Consider the following 18,352-nt stretch of genomic DNA (forward strand, 5'->3'; position numbering starts at 1 on the left):
CTTCAATCAACCAAGATCGACGGAAATAATCAACCGGACACATGCGAGGGGTATCGGAGCGAACCTCGTGCCGCGGCCGGTGTGAGCCAAGGACTGCGGAAGTCAAGCTTCCGCAGTCCTTGCTGTACTTCCGGACACGTCATGAACAGCCGCCAGAGCAGGCCCGTACGGTGGTTCTCGATCATCCCGATGATCGGTCCCTGGTCGATCGCAAGGTGCCCATCCGACACCCATTCTTCAGTATCGTTGAATGCATCCGCGAAACCATACGCGGTCCAGATCTCACCGCCGCGCGTGTGATAGAAATGTCTCAACGCCTGCATGGAGTATTCGGGTGTATACGGGAATGAACTCAACGCTGCCGTCGGTGATATCGTGCCATTGTCGTCGGTGGGTGAATGCGCAACATAGGCGACGTACGAATCGCTCGAGGTCAGCCCCCAGCACGAGTCACTATATCCTTTGAATCCATGTGGGTTCCGGACACAATGCTCACGGTTGATGAGCGCGTGATTCCGGTTCCGCTCCCAGTAGTCGGCGTACCGGTCGCTGAGTCCGCGCGGGTCCAGACCGAGGAACGAGTAGTGCGTGAAGAAGAGCGGCCCGCCGTAGTCGAACCCGAGCTCGAGCGGAATACCGTAGTAGGACTTTCCGTTCCGGAAGTCTTCACCTCCGGCCCAGCAGTGATGATACGCGGTGCTATCGATGGGGTGCTTCGTTCCGGACGCCGCGAGCACGTAGGTGATGAGGCATTCATTGAACCCACGGATGGGCATGTTCATTGCCCATCCGAACTTCGGACTCCAGTGCCAGTACAGGCTGTCCGTTCCGCCGCGGGTGAACCAGTTCCATTCGACGCGGTCCCACAGGAAATTGATGCTGGCACGGAGGGCGGACTCTGTGCTGTCCGGACGGTCGAAGTATTGGCGGACGCACAGCAATCCTTGAAAGAGGTACGAAGTCTCCACAAGGTCGGCGCCGTCATCGTGATCACTGAACGGAATGGTCGCCCCGGAGGCGCCATCCATCCAGTGGGGGTAGGCACCGTGGTACGATGGTGCCGCCTGCAGGAAGCGTACGATCTTCAGAAGGAATGCTGCCGCGGTATCACGGCCGATCCATCCCCTCTCGGTCGCCACGATCACACCCATCACGCCGAAGCCCGTTCCGCCGACGGCAACGACTTCGTCGCCATAGCCGAAGGTCCGGTTGCTCCGTTCACGCGCCATGCCGCTCACGGGGTGGGCATAGTCCCAGAAGTATCTGAATGTCTGCCGCTGCACAACATCCAGCAGCATGGAATCCGAAGTGACCACGGGGCGTTCGACGACGCGCGCGCCGGCGGGATCACGGTGAGTGCACGCCGCAACAACCAGGCCCCTTGTCCACGAAGCGGAGGATGCGATCCACGGGAATGGATCCCTGGGCGATGGTTGCCGGCCATTGGATCGTGATCGAATCCACCGAGACCCTCGCGGTAAAGGGGATATCTTGCACGACATGGTATGACGTGTCGATATAACCACCCGTCCGCCCGTCTCTTGTGCGGTGCCAGACGCTGTCCACCTTATGTGCCACGAATCCGTATGTGCGGGGCATGCTGGTGGTGTCAGCGGAAAGGAGACGCCAGGTATGGATGCCGGTGATATTCTTGTATTCGTGATCCTGCACATTCCAACGGTACGTGTAGCCGTACGTCCACTCCGTGCCAACAGCCAGAGGAATGTTGAACTCGACCGGATAGTCGGGCATCGTCACGGCCTTATCGGGCCCCGTCGCCGAACCCGCCGGGGAGGAAGCCAGCACACGGAAGTGAACCAGAGAGCCCGGAGTAAGGCCGCTGACCGTATCCCGCACTTCGCGTGCTGCGGTGTCAGGGGGGAGCGCAATATTCTTCGTCCGCATGCCATAACTGTTCGTAGGACCATATTCAACGAGGAAGATCGCAGCGCGGTCTTTGGTCTTCACGAGTCCGGTGACTTCAGCCGTTTGCGGCGAGAGAATTCTTATGGAAGAATGCGTGACGACAGGTGGGATCCCCTGATCCGGAGCAATGCCATCATCGCTCGTGCACGAGAATGTGGCAAGTGAGAGGATGAGGATCGCGACAGGCGCGACCATGCGCTGAACAGTCGTCGCAGCTTGTATCGAACTCTGAAGTGCCGTTTCGATGGCGTGACTATCGTCGAAGAATACCATATGCCCCCCAAAATTCCTGGACCGATCCCTGCTTGACTCACAGCCAAGGTACGAACCGCGTATGACAAGTTCCAGCGGAAGCGGCAACGCACGTCACACTCAGAACCGCGCGTTGATCAGCGGCAGCCATCGGGCCCATGCGGGATTGGACTCCACATGGTTCAGGATACCGATCTGGATGCCTTGCAGATCTTCCGCATTATTGAACACGCCAATGACCAGACCCTTCTGCAGTTCGGCGGTCCGGTGGTAGGCCGCACAGCTCAGGCCGCTCAGGATGTTCGCATCGGTCCATCCGATCGCAACATTGAGGCCGGTGATCTCCGGCGCCTTCATGCGGTATCCGGCGAATGTCACGCCGGTGATGCTGCCCTGCGCACGCACCATGCCCGCCGTCGCAGAGACCCCTGTGATCGCATTCCCCGACACCAGCCCGAGCCCGGTTACGCTCACCCCGGTGATGCTCCCCTCTCCTGCCACGAGTCCAAGGCCTGAGAACGATACCCCGGTGATACCTCCTTTGCCCACGAGGCCGAGCCCTGCCACCGAGATGCCGGTCATGCTCCCCTGTGTAACCAACCCGAGGCCTCCAAACGAGATCCCGCTCATGTTGCCCTGCGCAACCGTGCCGAGCGTCCCATAATTGATCCCTGACATGTTCCCCTGCGACACAAGGCCGAGTCCGCCGGCATTGATGCCTGTCATCGCGCCCTGCGATACGGTGCCGAGCCCCCCGAGATTGATACCCGTCATCTCTTTCTGGCTCACCAGCCCGAGCCCGCCGATGTTGATGCCGCTCATCGAGCCCTGAGAGATCAGGCCGAGCCCCCGAAATTCATCCCGGTCATGTTGCCCATGGCAACAGTCCCAAGGCCTCCGAGGTTGATTCCGGTGGCGTCACCTCCCGACACCATCCCCAGGCCCCCCATGTTCAATCCTGTGAGGTCGCCGGTGGCGACCACCCCACCGATGCCGGCGGTGATGCCGTTCATTTCTTGCCCTGCCGCGGCGAGGACGCCGAATGAGAATCCGTTCACCTCGCCCCGGGGTTCGTTGTAGGGTTTCCAGAGGGAGAGATTGATGCCGTCCACGCGGACGAACGCGCCATCGCGCCAGGCGAAGCGTATGCCATTCATGTCCTGGCCGTTACCGAAACTGATGCCGCTGTTGCCGGCCATCAGTCCCCAGTGCCCAAGGCCCGGGACATCCGATGAATCGGTGATCGACGCCGCCCCGACACACGGGGCGAACAGAAGGATAAAAGAGAGACTGAGGGATCTCATGGAATATTGTCAAGTAGTGAAACCAGAGGTTGTGTGCTGTCCATGATACGGCCGATCACGAGCACAGTTGCACTTCGAGCCGCAGCCCCATGAGCCCGGAGTACCACGGTTAGCATAACGCCACTATGGTGTCTTGACCGAGACAAAGGCCAGCGACACGCTGTATGATGCACTCATCGCCGAAAGGCTCTGCTGGAATGATCGGAGACCAATGCCACGCTCATAGACCGCGCTATACGCAATGGCCCCCCCGCTCGTGCCAGCCACAGTGACCGATGCTGCCCCATTATCGGCTGCACGGGCCAGACGCTCTGCTTCATAGCTCACATACCCGAGAGACCCTGACCACCGGAATGTGATGGAATCGTTCGAGACCGTCGCGGTGAACGGAACATCGCTCCGGAACATGTATGTCGTCTCCTGAATCGAGCCGTTCGGCCCTGTCCGCTGAGCGATGTGCACGGTGTCCACCGCTTCCGACGTGAACGTGTACGTTCGGGGAATACCCGTTCCATCCACCCCCGTCAGGCGCCAGACATGGACACCCTTCTGCGTCCGGTAGTAGTAATCCTTCTCATGGTACGATTCGGTGAAATTGTACGTCCACGTCGTGCCTACGACGAAAGGCAATCCGAACCCCACGTCCCCGGAAGACGCGACCGCCTCCGGTCCGGCAGGATCCTTGCACGACATGAAGAGCAATGACATCAATGGCAACATGACAACCAGAATGGTGTGGCCCGAGAGCGTGGATCTGAGATGGCGGGCCAATAAGGTCAACGGCGAGATCGGCATTGAAGAGTTCCTTGCTGAAATTCTCATCGCCGCGCTTTCTTGCGGCAATGGATATCTCACGGAACGGGGGCACTACGAGCAGCGCACATCGTGGATGAACTCCCCCGGGGTCCAGATAGCGTTCAGGGATACCATTACCGGAGGGCACTCCTGAACAACCAAAGATAGTCAACACAACCGCCGGAATCAACCCATCCTGGTTCACGATGGAGGTACAAGAGGCGGCCGGACCCCGCTTCGCGGGGGTCAACAGCATGAGGAAAAGGCCAGATCCTGCCCCACCACCAGGACCCGGCCTTTCCCCCGGATTCACCGCTTCTGCCCGTTGCCCCGCTTGCCTAGTGGGCCCTCACAACTTCCAGCCTCTCGTGCAGCGCCCCCATGATGCTCTCCACCGTCGCATGCGCGATCTCCTCGTCGTCGATCGCCGCGGTCACAGGATGCTCGCAGGGGTCGACGCGCGTGTGGGCGACGACATGCACCTTCCCCACCAACCCGTCCTCCGCGATCCGGTCGACCACGGCATTCAACAGCTCGTCCGATCCACGCGAGAGGCACAAGGGGCCGAGACAGATCTTCAGCTCGACCGAATCCTCGGTGTCACACCGCGAGAGACTCACCTCCCCTTCGAACGCTTCGGAGCGGTCCGTGTACGTTGTGTGCAGATGGTGATGGTGCTCCCCATGGACGCGGCTCAGATACGGATTATCCTGCGAACGCCTGAGCTGCAACGCCTTGTCTGCGCTGTACAGCCCCTTCGCACGCGACTTCCGCACCGCCGGTTCGAGACTCACCGGCTGGCCACCTCCACCCACGCAGCCGCCCGGACATGCCATGACCTCGATGAAGTCCACGGCCACCTTGCCCTTCTTCACATCATTGAGCAGGCGCTTCGCGTTCCGCAAACCATGCACCACGGCCAGACGGAGCTCCCGGTCACCCAGCATGACGCTCACGTTGCGGATGCCATTCTCGCCACGCACTTCCATCACGTCGTCCTGCGCCAAAGGCTTGCCGCCGAGTACTTCCGCAGCGTACCGCACCACGGCTTCACTCACGCCACCGCTGTTGCCGAAGATCACCCCGGCGCCCGTCTTGAAGCCGAACGGCATGTCGAAGGATTCCGGTGTCAGCGACGCGAACTTGAGTCCGAGTTGCTGGATCATCACCCCCAGTTCCTGGGTGGTGATCACGATGTCCACGTCCTTCACGCCGTCCACGGCGAACTCCGGACGGGCGGCCTCGCCCTTCTTGGCGGTACAGGGCATGACCGATACCATGATCAGGTCTTCGCGCGCGATCTCCAGTTCCTTCGGGAGCGTGTCCTTCACCACCGACCCGAGCATCTGCTGGGGCGAACGGCAGGTCGAGACGTTGTCCAGGAGCTGCGGGAACTTGAATTCCGCGAACTTCACCCATCCCGGGCAGCAGGAGGTGATGAGCGGCAGGTTCTCGCCCTTCTCCATCCGCTTCACGAACTCCGCCGTCTCTTCCATGATGGTCAGGTCTGCCGCATACGCCGTATCGAACACTTTCTTGAATCCGAGCATGCGCAGCGCGCTCACCATCTGTCCGGTCACGTCCTTGCCGCTCTCGATCCCGAACAACTCGCCCAGTGCCACACGCACGGCCGGAGCCACCTGCACCACGACGTACTTCTTCTTGTCTTCCAGCACCTTCCATACCCTGTCGATCTCGGAGCGCGGCGTGAGAGCGCCGGTCGGACAGACACGTGCGCACTGTCCACACTCGACGCAGGTCACCTCGCCCAGCCCTTTGCCGAGGCTCGGCACGACCTGCATGGCATGGCCCCGGTAGGCGAAATCGATCGCGCCGATCCCCTGGATCTCGTTGCAGGCCCGCACACAATCGCCGCACAGGATGCACTTATTCGGGTCGCGCGTGATGCCTGCCGCCGTGGTGTCCATGGGATGCACTTCTTCACTCTTCTTGAATCGGATCTCCGTCACGCCGAGCTTGCGGGAGACCTCCTGCAGACGGCAGGAGGCGCTCTTGAGGCACGACGTGCACGACATGTTGTGGCGCGCGAGGAGGAGCTCGAGGCTCACCTTGCGCACTTCCCGGAGCGTTTCGGTGGAGGTCTGGACCTTCATGCCCGGCTCCGGACGTGTGGAGCACGACGTGACGATCCCGCGCCCTTCGATGTCCACGACGCACAGGCGGCATGCGCCGTACACGCTGAGTTCAGAATGGTAGCAGAACGTGGGCAGCTCGATGTTCGCCTTCCGGATCACTTCGAGCAGGTTGCGTTCGTTGTTGTAATAGACCTTGCGGCCGTTGATGGTCAATGATGGTGTTGGTGATGATGTCTGTTCCATGGTGTCCTCACGCTATCGCGCCAAGTTTGCAGGTCGTGAGGCATGCACCGCAACGGATGCAGAGGGCCTCGTTGATGATGTGCGCTTGCTTCCGCTCGCCGGTGATGGCACCGGTCGGGCAGGACTTGACGCACAGACCGCAGCCGCGGCACTTGGACGCAACGATGCTGGGGCGGATGAGCGCGGTGCACTTGTTCGCAGGGCAGCGCTTGTGCGCGATATGCGCATCGAACTCCCCGCGGAAGTCGCGCAGGATGGACAGCACCGGATTGGGCGCGGATTTGCCGAGGCCACACAGGGAACCGGTGCCGACAGCCCGGGCGACGCTCTCCAGAAGTCCGATCGTCCGCTCGTCCGCACGCCCTTCGATGATATCATCGAGGAGGACGAGCATCTGATAGGTCCCCTCGCGGCACAGGACACACTTGCCGCAGGATTCGCTCTGGGTGAACTGCATGAAGAACCGCGCCACCTGCACCATGCAGGTATCCTGATTCATCACCACGAGTCCGCCCGACCCGACCATGGCATTGATCGCCTTGAGCGAGTCGAACTCGAGCGGAAGGTCGAGATACCGCGGCGAGAGGCATGCGCCTGATGGCCCACCGATCTGCACTGCCTTGAAGTCCTCCGGCTTTCCGGGCCCGCGCCTCGTCGTCACGCCTCCTCCAATGTCAAAGATGATGGTCCGCAATGATGTGCCGAACGGAACTTCGATCAGTCCGGTGTTCGCGACATGCCCCGTGAGCGCGAACGTCTTGGTTCCCGGCGAGGCCTTCGTGCCGGTGGCACGGAACTGTTCTGCGCCGAGCGAGATCACGATCGGGACCGATGCCAGGGTCTCCACGTTATTGATGATGGTCGGCTTGCCGAAGAGTCCGCACTCCGCCGGGAACGGCGGCTTCGGGGCCGGCATGCCGCGCCGCCCTTCGATGGACGCCATCAGCGCCGTCTCTTCACCGCACACGAATGCCCCGGCACCCTCCATCACATTGATGCGGAACGGACGGCCAGAGCCGAACACGCTCTCGCCCAGGATGCCGAGCGATCCCGCGATCTCCACTGCCGCGCGCATGCGCTTCACGGCGAGCGGGTATTCCGCCCGGACGTAGACATATCCTTCATCGGCCCCGATCGCACGCGCGGCGATGAGCATGCCTTCGATCACGCTGTGCGGATTCCCTTCCATTACGCTCCGGTCCATGAAGGCACCCGGATCCCCTTCGTCGCCGTTGCAGATCACATACTTCTTTCCCGGCGGCTGCGCTGCGGCAGCACGCCACTTGCGACCCGTCGGGAACCCCCCGCCCCCACGGCCGCGCAGGCCGGAGTCCTCCACGATGCGGGTGACGTCATCGGCGGAGAGCTCGAGGTGTGCACGTCGCGCACCCGCATACCCGCCCAGCGCGATGTACTCGTTGATGTCACCCGGATCGATCTGTCCGCACATCTTCAGCAGCATCCGCTTCTGCTGTGTGTAGAACGGGATGTCGCCGGTACCGCGACAGACCTCTTTCGTTGCCGGGTCCTTGTACAGCAGGCGTGTGACCGGACGCTTGTTGATGACCGTCTCTTCGATGATCTCGGCAACGTCGGCTGCCTTGACGCGCGTGTACATGATGTTGTCCGGCAGCACGGTCACAAGCGGACCCATCTGGCAGAAGCCCTGGCAGCCGCTTTCCGAGAGGTGAAACCCTGCCTTGTCCTCTTCCACCATCTTCAGATCGACGTACACATCGAGGCCTTTCGCCTCGAGGACGGTCTTGAACATTGCGAAGACCTTGTTCGCGCCGTTGGCGATGCACCCGGTGCCGGCACACAGGACGATGCGCGCAGCGACGGCACTGGACCGGCGCCGGTATTCTTCGGCGATCTCTTCCAGCCGTACAGGCTCCATGAGGGTTTCCATTACGCGGCCATCCCTTCTTTCCGCCCCTTCAACCCGTTCACGAGGGCCTCGGTCTTTTCGGGGGTCATCAGGGAATGCACTTCTTCGTTCACAACCACCACCGGAGCCAGGCCGCATGCACCCAGGCACGAGACCGTTTCAAGGGTGAATTCCATATCCTCGGTGGTCTGCTGCCCCTTGCCAAGACCCAGCACGGTACGTAGCTTGTTCAGGATGGGCTCGGAGTCTTTCACGTGACAGGCAGTGCCATCACACACCCTGATGACATACCGCCCCTTCGGCTTCAAGGCGAAGTGGGCATAGAACGTGGCAGCCCCGAAAACACGGGCCGGGGGGAGGTCCAGAGTGGCAGCGATGAAACTGAGTACTTCTTCGGGCAGATAGCGGTATTCTTCCTGTACGGCCTGAAGGATCGGGATCAACATCGTTGGCTTATGACCGAAGCGTTCGAGGATCCCGCAGACCTTCGAGAATTTTTCAGCGCGGGAAACGAGCATTTCAGGGGACATTTTGATTTTCCGGGGTACTTGTTCTTTTTCGTTTGGATTTGGAGCTGATATATGATATTATTGTATCGATATAAATATATCGATATTAATATATCACATGCTGTGACGTAAATCAAGGAGAATTTTTTATGTCCGAAAGACCCTCCCTTTGGCAGATCCTCTGGGATCACGACCCGAATGGCCTGGTTGTGGTCAATCCTGACCTCCATGTGACCCTCGTAAACCCTTCATTTTGCTCACTTTTCAACGTTCGGGAGAAGGAGATCGTAGGGCTACCTTTGAGCCGGATCCTGGACGATGCCCAGGAATTCCGGGAGGTATGGGAGAAAAATGAGCCCCGGTCCGGCGAGGGAAAAGAGTACCCCCGCCATGGGCTCTTCCTCAGGCGCCTCCTGTTCCCGGTCAAGGAAGAACGTATCATTGCCGGGATCATGGTAGACCTGACCAGCGAGTGGAAGCGCATGAAGCAGGTCGACCTTTTCAAGGAGCAGGCCATCGAGGAGATCTCGCATGTGATCAGGGACCAGATGAAGATCGCCCAGAACATCACCCAGCTTCTCGGGGAGACGACGGCGGAGTCACAGATCGCCCTCCATCGCCTCACCTCCCTGCTCAAGCGGGAAGTGATCTGATATGTCCCTCTTCATTGAATCGGAATCCTGGTCCGTCCCGCGGCATGGACAAGAGGTCTGTGGCGACACGATCCGGATGCTCCGGACGCCCGAGCGTTTCCTTGGCATCCTGTCGGACGGGCTGGGGAACGGTATCCGGGCGAGTGTCGCCTCCACGCTGATCGTCGAGATCCTCACCCGCATGCTTGCGGCGCGCCTTCCTCTGGAGGAGTGCGTGGAAGCCATCGCAGCCACGCTCCCCCGGCAGTCGACCTCGAACGAGGCCTACGCCACATTCCTGGTGATCGATATCGACAGGGAGTCCGGCGACACCGTCATCACCAATTGCGGTAACCCGCCGATCCTCCATTTCTCCAGAAGTTCGGTGCAACAGGACGCAGGAGAGAACCTGCAGATTGGCGCGTTGACCATCACGCGTCAGGCATTCACGATGGGACCCGACTGCCTTCTCATCGGCATGAGCGACGGGATCATCGGCGCGGGTCCCGGAACGCACCACAATGCGGCATGGGATCGTGCGGCGCTTGGAAAGCGCATCACCAGCAGCCTGCTGCTCCGGAAGAGCGATGCCAAGGCGATCGCGCGGGATCTGGCAACCGAGACCGTGCGGCAATACAGGGAAGAGCCGGGCGACGACTGCTCACTCCTCGTGGTGCGCACACGCCGGGGCCGCCACGTCACCCTTTTCACCGGGCCACCGGTGGATGCGGCCACCGACGACCAGCATGCGGCGTTCTTCATGAACCAACCCGGACGGAAGATCATCTGCGGCGGGACCACGGCATCGATCGTGGCGATGTATCTCGGTGCTCCCGCGAGGCCCATACTGCATTCAGAGCACGACGATCTTCCCCCGGTGAGCCGCATCGAGGGCGTGGACCTGACAACGGAAGGGATACTCACGCTGCTCCGCCTCACCGAATATCTTGCACAGGCCACAGCGGAGGGCGGCGGACTGCCGGAGACGGTCAGCGGCGCGGCGCAGATCGCCCAGGAACTCCTCGCAGCCGACAGCGTCCTGTTCATGGTGGGCCTGGCAGAGAACTCCGCCTATGCATCGCTCCACATCCCGTCCTCATCCCTTCTGCGCAAGAGCGCCATCCGCCAGCTCACGGACATCCTGCAGCGCAAAGGGAAGGAAGTGCGGACGGTGACCTGCTAACGGGATCCTGCTGTGTTTGAATGCAGGGGATCCGTTCACTATATTGCATGATCAGCCGGTATACCCATCAGCGCCCCACTCCGCGCACCAGGCACTGGCTTCAACGGGATGCGGCGCCGCACCATGACACCACGATCCGTGGCCATTGCGCTGTGTACCTCCCCGCTCGGGTGATCCTGTTTACGCCCGGATCAACGTATCGTCTTCGTATCAAGGAGGATCTGTGAGGTCAGGCTACCGCTTCTCCCTCGTTGTTCTTGCTCTCTCTCTGCCACTGCTCGCATCCGCCCAGGAGGAGCGGCGGATCGACGAAGCCCGGTCGCGCGCCACCGCTGCCCCGGCAGGGCCGCAGCAGGAACTCCCCGCCGGCGCTCCCGGCCAGGGCTGGTTCGTCATTACGCCTGACAACGAGGGCCGGATGGCATTCGACCCGGCACTCGCCTACTCCCTGCAGCGCGCGCTGGACAGCGCCCGCACTCTGCAGAGTTCAAGCGTGAAAGGCGTATCGGCGGCGGTCCTGGTCCCGGGACAAGGTGTCTGGCAGGGCGTATCCGGCATCTCCTCGCTGAACCCGACCATCGCCATCAACCCTTCGATGATGTTCGGCATCGCGAGCAACAGCAAGGCGTTCATCAGCACGACGGTACTCAGCCTTGTGGACGAGGGCAAGATCGGCCTCGACGAACCGCTGAGCACCTACCTCCCGACCATGAACAACATCACGATGTCCGTGACGATCCGGCAGCTGCTGAACATGACCTCGGGACTGTTCGATTATCTGAACGATGGGAGTGCCCAGGGCCAGGCGGTCTCCGCCGACCCCACACGATACTGGTCGCCCGAAGAGATCATCGCGAACTTCGTTGGTCCGCGCAAGGCCCTTCCGGGCGGCCCCTACAGCTACTGCAACACGAACTACATCCTGCTGGGGATGGTCATCAAGGCCGTCACCGGGAACTCCGTCGCCTCGCAGATCCGCCAACGCATCCTCACACCGCTCGCCCTCGACGATACCTATCTCGAGGTCGATGAATCGCACACCGAGCCGATCGCACATCCCTGGAGCAGCGGGGCCGACTTCATGTCGGTGCCCGTCACCGCACACTTCAGCACACTGTGGACCGCCGGCGGGATCATCTCAACCTCCGGAGACATGGCACGCTGGGTGAAGGGGCTCCATGAAGGTGCAGTGATATCGCCTTCATCATTGACACAATTGACAGGGTTCATCCCGACGACCACCGCGCCTGCCACAGGGTTCGGATGGTATGGCTACGGGCTGGGGATACGACAGGGTGCCTACTATACGCAGCCGGTGCGGGGACACACCGGGTCTATCATGGGGTACATTTCGATCACGGGATATCTGCCGCGGACGGGCGCGAGCATCGTTGTGCTCTTCAATGCGTCGGAGGCTACGACCACCTCTGCGATCTCCGCGCTCATCGATGCCTATCTGCGCGGCGCGACCGTCGGGGGTGCACAGCCGGGAGTCTGTTACATGCTTGGCGGAACTTCAGACAGCTCGCGGGTGTATCTCGCAGACACGGCGGCAGCCACTCTCGCCCTCCGTGGCCCGGCACACTACGGATCGCTCATCGGGGCCCGGGTCCATCCGAAGACCGGTATGATCTGGGGCGTTGCCTCCGCCCTTGGCTGGGAGCTTGTGCAGATCGACGGCGAGACGGGACAGGCGTTTCCGCGGAAGCGCATCACGTTCCCGGCAGGCGCGCCGTCGGATTTCAAGGGGCTGGAATTCTCACCGGACGGGGCATTGTATCTTGCAGCTGCCGATGGGCGCATATACGCCATCAACACGACAACCGGCGCTGCGAGCCTCGCCCTGACAACAAAGATCGCCATATCCGGACTCGCCTTCGAGCCGTTGACAGGCGCGCTCTGGGCATCACCCAGGATCAGTCCCACGTTGCGCGACCGCATCTACCGCATCGATCTGGTAACGGGCGACACGATCGGGGTTGGCAACACCGGATTCAATCAACCTATCGTTGACCTGGCATTTGATGGCGCGGGATCCCTCTTCGGCCTCGTCGGCAATCCTTCAAGCGCTCTGAAGTATCGCCTCGCCCGGCTCGATAAAGAGACAGCCGTGGGGCGAGAGATCGGCTCGCTTGGCCTTGCAGGGATCATGTCCCTTGCATTCTCACCCGCAACACCGACCGCAGTGCAGGGGCAGTCATCAAGCACCACGCCCTCAGAGTTGCTGCTCGAGCAGAACTACCCCAACCCGTTCAACCCGTCGACGAAGATCGCATTCACCATCCCCGGTCCGCATGTGGCACACGTGAAGCTTGCGGTGTTCGACATGCTCGGGAAAGAAGTGGCGCTCCTGGCCGACGAACAACTCACGCCGGGAACATACAGCCGACTCTTCGACGCCACGGGGCTTGCTTCGGGTGTGTACGTCTATCGTCTTCAGGTCACCGGGAGCGGCAGCGCGGGTGCCTCCTTGACCAAAACGCAGAAGGCGTTGCTCCTCCGTTGAGAGGGCGCAACGCCTTCGGTTCCTTTCATCGCTCGCCGGACGGCCACTATCCTCCGAACTGACGGAGATGGTGGTCGAGGTGTTTCCACATCTGGAGCGCCCACTCGTCGGTGGTCATCGGCCCGAAAAATGGATGCGGAGCCTTCGTCACGGCCTGAGGCCCACCGGCCGCGAACCGGTCGATGAGCCCACGCAGCCTTTTCCGCTCCGACTCGAAATTCCTCTCATCCGCGATACGCAGGTCCGGCGACGTGGGATTCCCCTGACGCATCGGGGCAGCCAGGGCCCTGGGTTTGATGAAACGCCCGAGCAGTCGGCCGATCAGCACGCGCGGGGGCGTGTGGTCGCCCAGCGACATCTCCATGGTGGCGGCCATGTGCGCGAGAGCCTGCGCGACATTCATCTTCCCCCATTGAGCGTGCGCATCAGGCCGGAGCCGCTCAAGCCGGACCCGGATCCCGTCCACAGCCGGTGGATCGAACAGGGTATCGAAACGGGTTTCCACTGCGTGCGCCCCCCTAGCCGTTGATGTCAAACGTGAATGTGTAGTAGTGCTTCTTCTCGACGATGTCGATGATCAGCCCCCCCGTCAGGCCCGTCAGCTCGTCCGTACCCGAATCAGGAACGACGGTGATCGCCATCGCCTGTGCGCCGCGGTTCATCGTCGCGGAATGCTGAAGCACGAAGGACCCCTTCTTTCCCTGCAAGGCCCCTGACACGCGTTCCATCGCAACGTAGCCGGCCGAGCCCTTCACCGACGACATCGCGCTCAACATTTCACCCTTGCTGGTCGCTTCAAGGTCGCCATGGAACTGCTTGTCGATGGACATGCGTCCAAGTCCGGGCAGTTCCTGAGCGAACACCAGACTTTGTGGTGCCAACGCGACCTCGAATGTTCCCTTCACCGTTTGTGACATGATCCCCCTTTTGAATGGTATCGTGAGTAGAGAGAATGCGTGCAGCAGCCTGCCCATGGACCGGAGGAGGTCCTCCCGGTGTCGGGCATCAGCCCGGTATCTCCGGTTCGATCAATTGCTTGAGCAATAAGATAGATTCCTGCCAGCCAAGATAACACATTTCGACAGGAATAACCTCGGGATCCCTTCCTGGGTCACGTTCAGTTCGGTACCACACGAGACCTTGTTCAGGAGCACCGTCGTCTTCATCGTGCCCGGAAGCTTCGGGTCGTCGAATGCATCCGTATACACGAGCTTTTCGCCGGGGACCATCTCAACGAACTTGCCGCCGAAGGAATGTGAGTTCCCGGAAGAGAAATTCGTGAACGACATCTTGTATGCTCCTCCGACACGGGCATCCATGGAATGCATCCTTCCCGTGAAGCCATGGGGCGGCAGCCATTTGCACATCGCATCGGGGTCAATGAACGCCCTGTACAGCTTTTCCGGGGAAGCACGCAGCACCCTGTGGAGGCGGACCGTTCCAGTTGCCATACCTTGTTCTCCTTCTCAATTGAACACCATGATGGGTACCACTCCCCCCGGTCAGGTATGGAACACGAAGAAGCCTGCAGATGTTCCTTACAGGCTCTCCATTTGCGTTTCCATGGGACGATGAGTACATTCCATCGTTGTTCTTTCCAGACATTCTGCTTCGCCTGTCGAACCCCGCCGTGAAGATCCTGCCATTGCCACCCCTATCCGACGAAGGACCGGCGGGTCAACCACGTTCACCCAGGGGAGTCTGCATGCGCACGAAACGGAACTTCGCTCTGTTGTTCTCACTGCTGACCCTTCTCACGGTCTGCGCGATCTGCCAGATCCAGGAAGAAGACGTTGTCGTGTTGAAAGACGGCCACGTCTTTCGCGGTACCATAGCCAACAAGATCACGATTGGCGGGACCATCTCACTGACCGCGGCCGACGGCAAGACCGTGGCGCTCTACTGGGAAGAACTTGCGGTGGTCAAACGCCTCCCTGCAGGCATCCCGGATTCCATCCTCGTCCAGTCCTTCCTCCCTGCACAGGGCAGATTCACCGGGCCTCCCCGCATGGACCTCAAGGGGTATGAGCACTCCGAGGATGTGCTGTTCACAACCGACGGCGCCGTCAGGCGCGGTGTCCAATTGAATGAAGGTATCGGAGGCTGGATCGGCCTCTGGGCAGATGGCAGGTTTTCGACGGTCCCCCGGACGGCGGTCGTGAGATCCGTCCGCGTCGACCGCGGCATCCCGGATTCCATGCTGATCATGACGCACATCGCCCCGCCTGTGGCATGGAGCGAAGCAGAAAGGCGGTATCTCACCGTGTTCGGTGGCTATGCCATGCCCATGATGGGAGAACACAAGGTCGAGGATGTGGCCCCACGGGATCCCGATGCCGCACCTGTCGTCGGACTCGAAGTGGGGTTCAGGATCGGGCGCGGGATGCGATGGCTGACCGGAGCGACATACGCATCACACGGACACGGCACGATCACATCCATCGGAGCCATCGATGGTGCCACGCCAGAGGACATGAAGATGCGGGTCATTGCCATATTCACCGGCCTTGAAGTCCGCACGATCGGGCCTTCTCCATTCCAATTCCGCGGATTCCTGCAGGGCGGGATGCTCATGCTGAGCGAGAAGGGATTCCACGTTTCGTTCCCGCAGACATACTACCATCTCAAAGGTGAGGCCACGGTAGACGACATCTCAGCCAATGCCCTTGCACTCCAGGTGGGCGGCGGGATCGTCGCCGGACGGTTCACGCTCGACGTCCGGTGGATCATGAGCAAGCCTTCGGTCTCGACGAGCACCACGATCCTCTATCAATACACCGACCCGAAGACGGTGAAGTTCACCGATGACCGGATGCTCAACCTCTTCATGCTCACAGCGGGCTTCAGTCCCTTCTAGTGCCGCTCCAACCAGTGCGTTTGCCCAACGAAGTGCAGGCAAAAGTACTGTTGAGTGAGCATCCCGCCACGATGGCTGTGGCGGGATTGGCCGTTGCCCGGAACGAATGCCGCTCCAGCGATCGTGCCCGCACGTGGCACCGCGGACTATTTTACCCTCCCGTCATCAGCCCCTCACGAACGTCCTCCGCGTCAGCGCGAACAATACCAGCGGCGGCACGCTCAGCAGGACCGCCGAAGCGGCCATCTGATTCCAGATATCGAGGTATTCCCCGACGAACAGACCGATGCCGACCGGGATGGTCTTTGTGGCATCCGATGATGTGAGGATCAGCGCAAAGAAGAACTCGTTCCACGAGCCCAGGAAAGCGAACAACGCGGTTGCACCGATCCCGGGAAGAGCAAGAGGAAGGATGATCCTCCAGAGAGCCGTCATCCGCGAACAACCGTCGATGAGTGCGGCATCTTCAATGTCGCGCGGTATCCCCTGGAAGAAACCGTACAGCAACCAGATCACGAACGGCAGGAGCACGGCAGAGTGAACGAGGATGAGTCCCGCATGGGTATCGTACAGCCCGGCCTCGTTGAGGAGCTGGAACAACGGGATGATCACCGATGCGCCGGGCAGCATCTGGGAGAGAAGGAACACCAGGAGGAGCAGTTTCTTCCCCTTGAACTCGAAGCGGGAAAAGGCGTACGCCGCCAGACTGCCCACGGCCAGCGCAATGAATGTCGAGGAACACGCGACGATCAGACTGTTCAGCGTATAGCGGGCGAACGGCATGTAGAAGAACATGTCGATGTACGGCTGAATACTCATGCCGGGCGTGAACCAGACGGGAGGGTACAGACTCACTTCCGTGAGCGTCTTGAAGGACGTCGACACGGTCCAGAGGAACGGCAGGAGGATCAGGAACGCGATCACGCAGATGATCACCCTGAGCATGGCCTTCTTCATGACGGTTCCCTCCCTGTCGTGACCCGGATGTACAGGAAGGACAGTGCAACCAGGAGCACGAACGTCATGATGGAGAGCGCGGAGCCCTTCCCGAGATCGAAGAAGACGAACGAGAACTCCCGGACCAGGACCGGCAGCACCATGGACGCATTGATGGGCCCGCCCCTGGTCATGACAAACACCAGATTGAAATCGTTGAAGCTCCAGATCACGCCGAGGACCGCCAGCACGGAGAAGACGGGCCGGAGGTTGGGAACGGTGATATGGTAGAATTTCCGGATCGCCGTGGCCCCATCCACGGCCGCGGCTTCATACTGCTCCACGGGAATACCCTGCAATCCGGCAAGGAACATCACCATCGCGAACGGATAGAATTGCCAGATCCGGGCCAGCATCACGCACAGAAGTGCCGTATGCGGGTTCCCCAGCCATGCCATGCCGGGTTCGACCAACCCCAACGAGGAAAGCCAGTAATTGACGACCCCGAAATGGTCGTTCAGGATCCACTTCCACGTGAACCCCGCGACGACGGGAGAAAGGACCCACGGGATCGTATAGAGGAATGATGCAACGGTGGTGATCCTTCCGAGCTTCATCGTGAGCAGGAGCGCCAGACCAAGTCCGATGTGCACCGCCAGTGCCGTGCCGAGCAAAGCGTAGACGAGCGTATTGCGGAAGGACAGGAGGAAGAGCGGATCATGCAGCACGCGCTCGTAGTTGGAGAACCCGACCCATGCACCGGTCCCCTTCACCATGCTCACTTCCCGCAGGCTGTTGACCACGTTCTGGACGAGCGGGTACGCCACGACGAGAGCGGTCAACAGTAACGCCGGAAGGAGCAGGAGGTACGGCGTGGCCCTTTTCATTCCTTCCCCTCGATCGTCCGTTGGGCCTCAAGCGCCGCCTGGTCCAGTGCCGCCTGCGGCGTCATGTCGCCGACGATGGCTTTCTGACAGAAGGGTGTGAATGTGTTGCCGGCCACCGCAATCACCTTCGGGTGCGGGGGGAACGGGCGCGCGTGTTTGAGTTCCCTGATGAACATCGAAAGATCTTCCACCTTCTGTGCCTCGGGACTGGCCAATGCGGCGTTGGTCACTGCCATTCCTCCCATATCGAGCCGCACCCAGTCCATATCGGCCTCCTCGCTCCGGAGATACTTGATGAACTCCCATGCGGCATCCAGGTTCTTCGAATGTGCATTCAC

Annotated in this window: 17 protein-coding genes and 1 pseudogene; 5 read left to right on the plus strand and 13 right to left on the minus strand. The window is 60.8% G+C overall.

Features of this window, described 5'->3' with window-relative positions:
* Positions 1-29: 29 nt before the first annotated feature.
* The 4 genes from IPI01_21460 to IPI01_21475 form a co-directional block, all read right to left on the minus strand.
* The gene (locus IPI01_21460) at positions 30-1,502 is read right to left on the minus strand and encodes a beta-glucosidase (protein ID MBK7260322.1); all 1,473 of its coding nucleotides are present in this window, start codon (positions 1,500-1,502) and stop codon (positions 30-32) included.
* 796 nt (positions 1,503-2,298) lie between these two features.
* A complete protein-coding gene (locus IPI01_21465; GenBank protein ID MBK7260323.1) occupies positions 2,299-3,000 on the minus strand; it encodes a hypothetical protein in 702 nt (233 codons plus the stop codon).
* A gap of 14 nt (positions 3,001-3,014) precedes the next feature.
* A complete protein-coding gene (locus IPI01_21470) occupies positions 3,015-3,482 on the minus strand; it encodes a hypothetical protein (GenBank protein MBK7260324.1) in 468 nt (155 codons plus the stop codon).
* A gap of 123 nt (positions 3,483-3,605) precedes the next feature.
* Positions 3,606-4,190, minus strand: a complete 585-nt coding sequence (locus tag IPI01_21475) for a hypothetical protein (protein ID MBK7260325.1) — start codon at positions 4,188-4,190, stop codon at positions 3,606-3,608.
* Here IPI01_21475 and IPI01_21480 point away from each other — a divergent pair.
* Positions 4,174-4,431, plus strand: coding sequence for a hypothetical protein (locus IPI01_21480; protein ID MBK7260326.1), 258 nt, complete (start codon positions 4,174-4,176; stop codon positions 4,429-4,431). The two genes, IPI01_21475 and IPI01_21480, sit on opposite strands and share 17 nt — an antisense overlap.
* A 184-nt stretch (positions 4,432-4,615) precedes the next feature.
* On the opposite strand, the gene IPI01_21485 is transcribed toward IPI01_21480, so the two are convergent.
* Genes IPI01_21485 through IPI01_21495 form a run of 3 tightly spaced genes read right to left on the minus strand, consistent with a single transcriptional unit; the run spans position 4,616 to position 9,034 of the window.
* The gene (locus tag IPI01_21485) at positions 4,616-6,616 is read right to left on the minus strand and encodes a (2Fe-2S)-binding protein (protein ID MBK7260327.1); all 2,001 of its coding nucleotides are present in this window, start codon (positions 6,614-6,616) and stop codon (positions 4,616-4,618) included.
* Positions 6,617-6,623: 7 nt separating this feature from the next.
* Entirely contained in the window at positions 6,624-8,513 is a 1,890-nt protein-coding gene (locus IPI01_21490) for a 4Fe-4S binding protein (protein MBK7260328.1), read from the minus strand.
* 11 nt (positions 8,514-8,524) lie between these two features.
* Entirely contained in the window at positions 8,525-9,034 is a 510-nt protein-coding gene (locus tag IPI01_21495) for an NAD(P)H-dependent oxidoreductase subunit E (GenBank protein ID MBK7260329.1), read from the minus strand.
* Between the two features lie 128 nt (positions 9,035-9,162).
* Between IPI01_21495 and IPI01_21500 the strand changes: the two genes are divergently transcribed.
* From IPI01_21500 to IPI01_21510, 3 genes are all read left to right on the plus strand, one after another.
* A complete protein-coding gene (locus IPI01_21500) occupies positions 9,163-9,666 on the plus strand; it encodes a PAS domain-containing protein (GenBank protein MBK7260330.1) in 504 nt (167 codons plus the stop codon).
* Between the two features lies 1 nt (position 9,667).
* Entirely contained in the window at positions 9,668-10,828 is a 1,161-nt protein-coding gene (locus tag IPI01_21505) for a serine/threonine-protein phosphatase (GenBank protein MBK7260331.1), read from the plus strand.
* A 223-nt stretch (positions 10,829-11,051) separates the two neighbouring features.
* Entirely contained in the window at positions 11,052-13,334 is a 2,283-nt protein-coding gene (locus tag IPI01_21510; protein MBK7260332.1) for a serine hydrolase, read from the plus strand.
* Positions 13,335-13,380: 46 nt separating this feature from the next.
* On the opposite strand, the gene IPI01_21515 is transcribed toward IPI01_21510, so the two are convergent.
* The 3 genes and pseudogenes from IPI01_21515 to IPI01_21525 form a co-directional block, all read right to left on the minus strand.
* Entirely contained in the window at positions 13,381-13,839 is a 459-nt protein-coding gene (locus IPI01_21515; GenBank protein ID MBK7260333.1) for a DUF1569 domain-containing protein, read from the minus strand.
* Positions 13,840-13,852: 13 nt separating this feature from the next.
* A complete protein-coding gene (locus IPI01_21520) occupies positions 13,853-14,251 on the minus strand; it encodes a DUF3224 domain-containing protein (protein MBK7260334.1) in 399 nt (132 codons plus the stop codon).
* A gap of 88 nt (positions 14,252-14,339) precedes the next feature.
* Positions 14,340-14,785 (minus strand): annotated as a pseudogene (locus IPI01_21525) (SRPBCC family protein).
* 254 nt (positions 14,786-15,039) lie between these two features.
* On the opposite strand from IPI01_21525, the gene IPI01_21530 reads away from it, so the two are divergent.
* On the plus strand, positions 15,040-16,191 hold the full coding sequence (locus IPI01_21530; protein MBK7260335.1) for a hypothetical protein: 1,152 nt from the start codon (positions 15,040-15,042) through the stop codon (positions 16,189-16,191).
* Between the two features lie 165 nt (positions 16,192-16,356).
* On the opposite strand, the gene IPI01_21535 is transcribed toward IPI01_21530, so the two are convergent.
* The 3 genes from IPI01_21535 to IPI01_21545 all read right to left on the minus strand — a co-directional run.
* The gene (locus IPI01_21535; GenBank protein ID MBK7260336.1) at positions 16,357-17,148 is read right to left on the minus strand and encodes a carbohydrate ABC transporter permease; all 792 of its coding nucleotides are present in this window, start codon (positions 17,146-17,148) and stop codon (positions 16,357-16,359) included.
* Positions 17,145-18,014, minus strand: coding sequence for a sugar ABC transporter permease (locus IPI01_21540; protein ID MBK7260337.1), 870 nt, complete (start codon positions 18,012-18,014; stop codon positions 17,145-17,147). The genes IPI01_21535 and IPI01_21540 overlap by 4 nt, the downstream gene beginning before the upstream one ends.
* Positions 18,011-18,352: hypothetical protein (locus tag IPI01_21545; protein ID MBK7260338.1), on the minus strand; the 342-nt coding region annotated here is incomplete at its 5' end. The genes IPI01_21540 and IPI01_21545, both read right to left, overlap by 4 nt.

Source organism: Ignavibacteriota bacterium (genome assembly GCA_016707525.1).
Classification (GTDB): Bacteria; Bacteroidota; Ignavibacteria; order UBA10030; family UBA6906; genus JAGDMK01.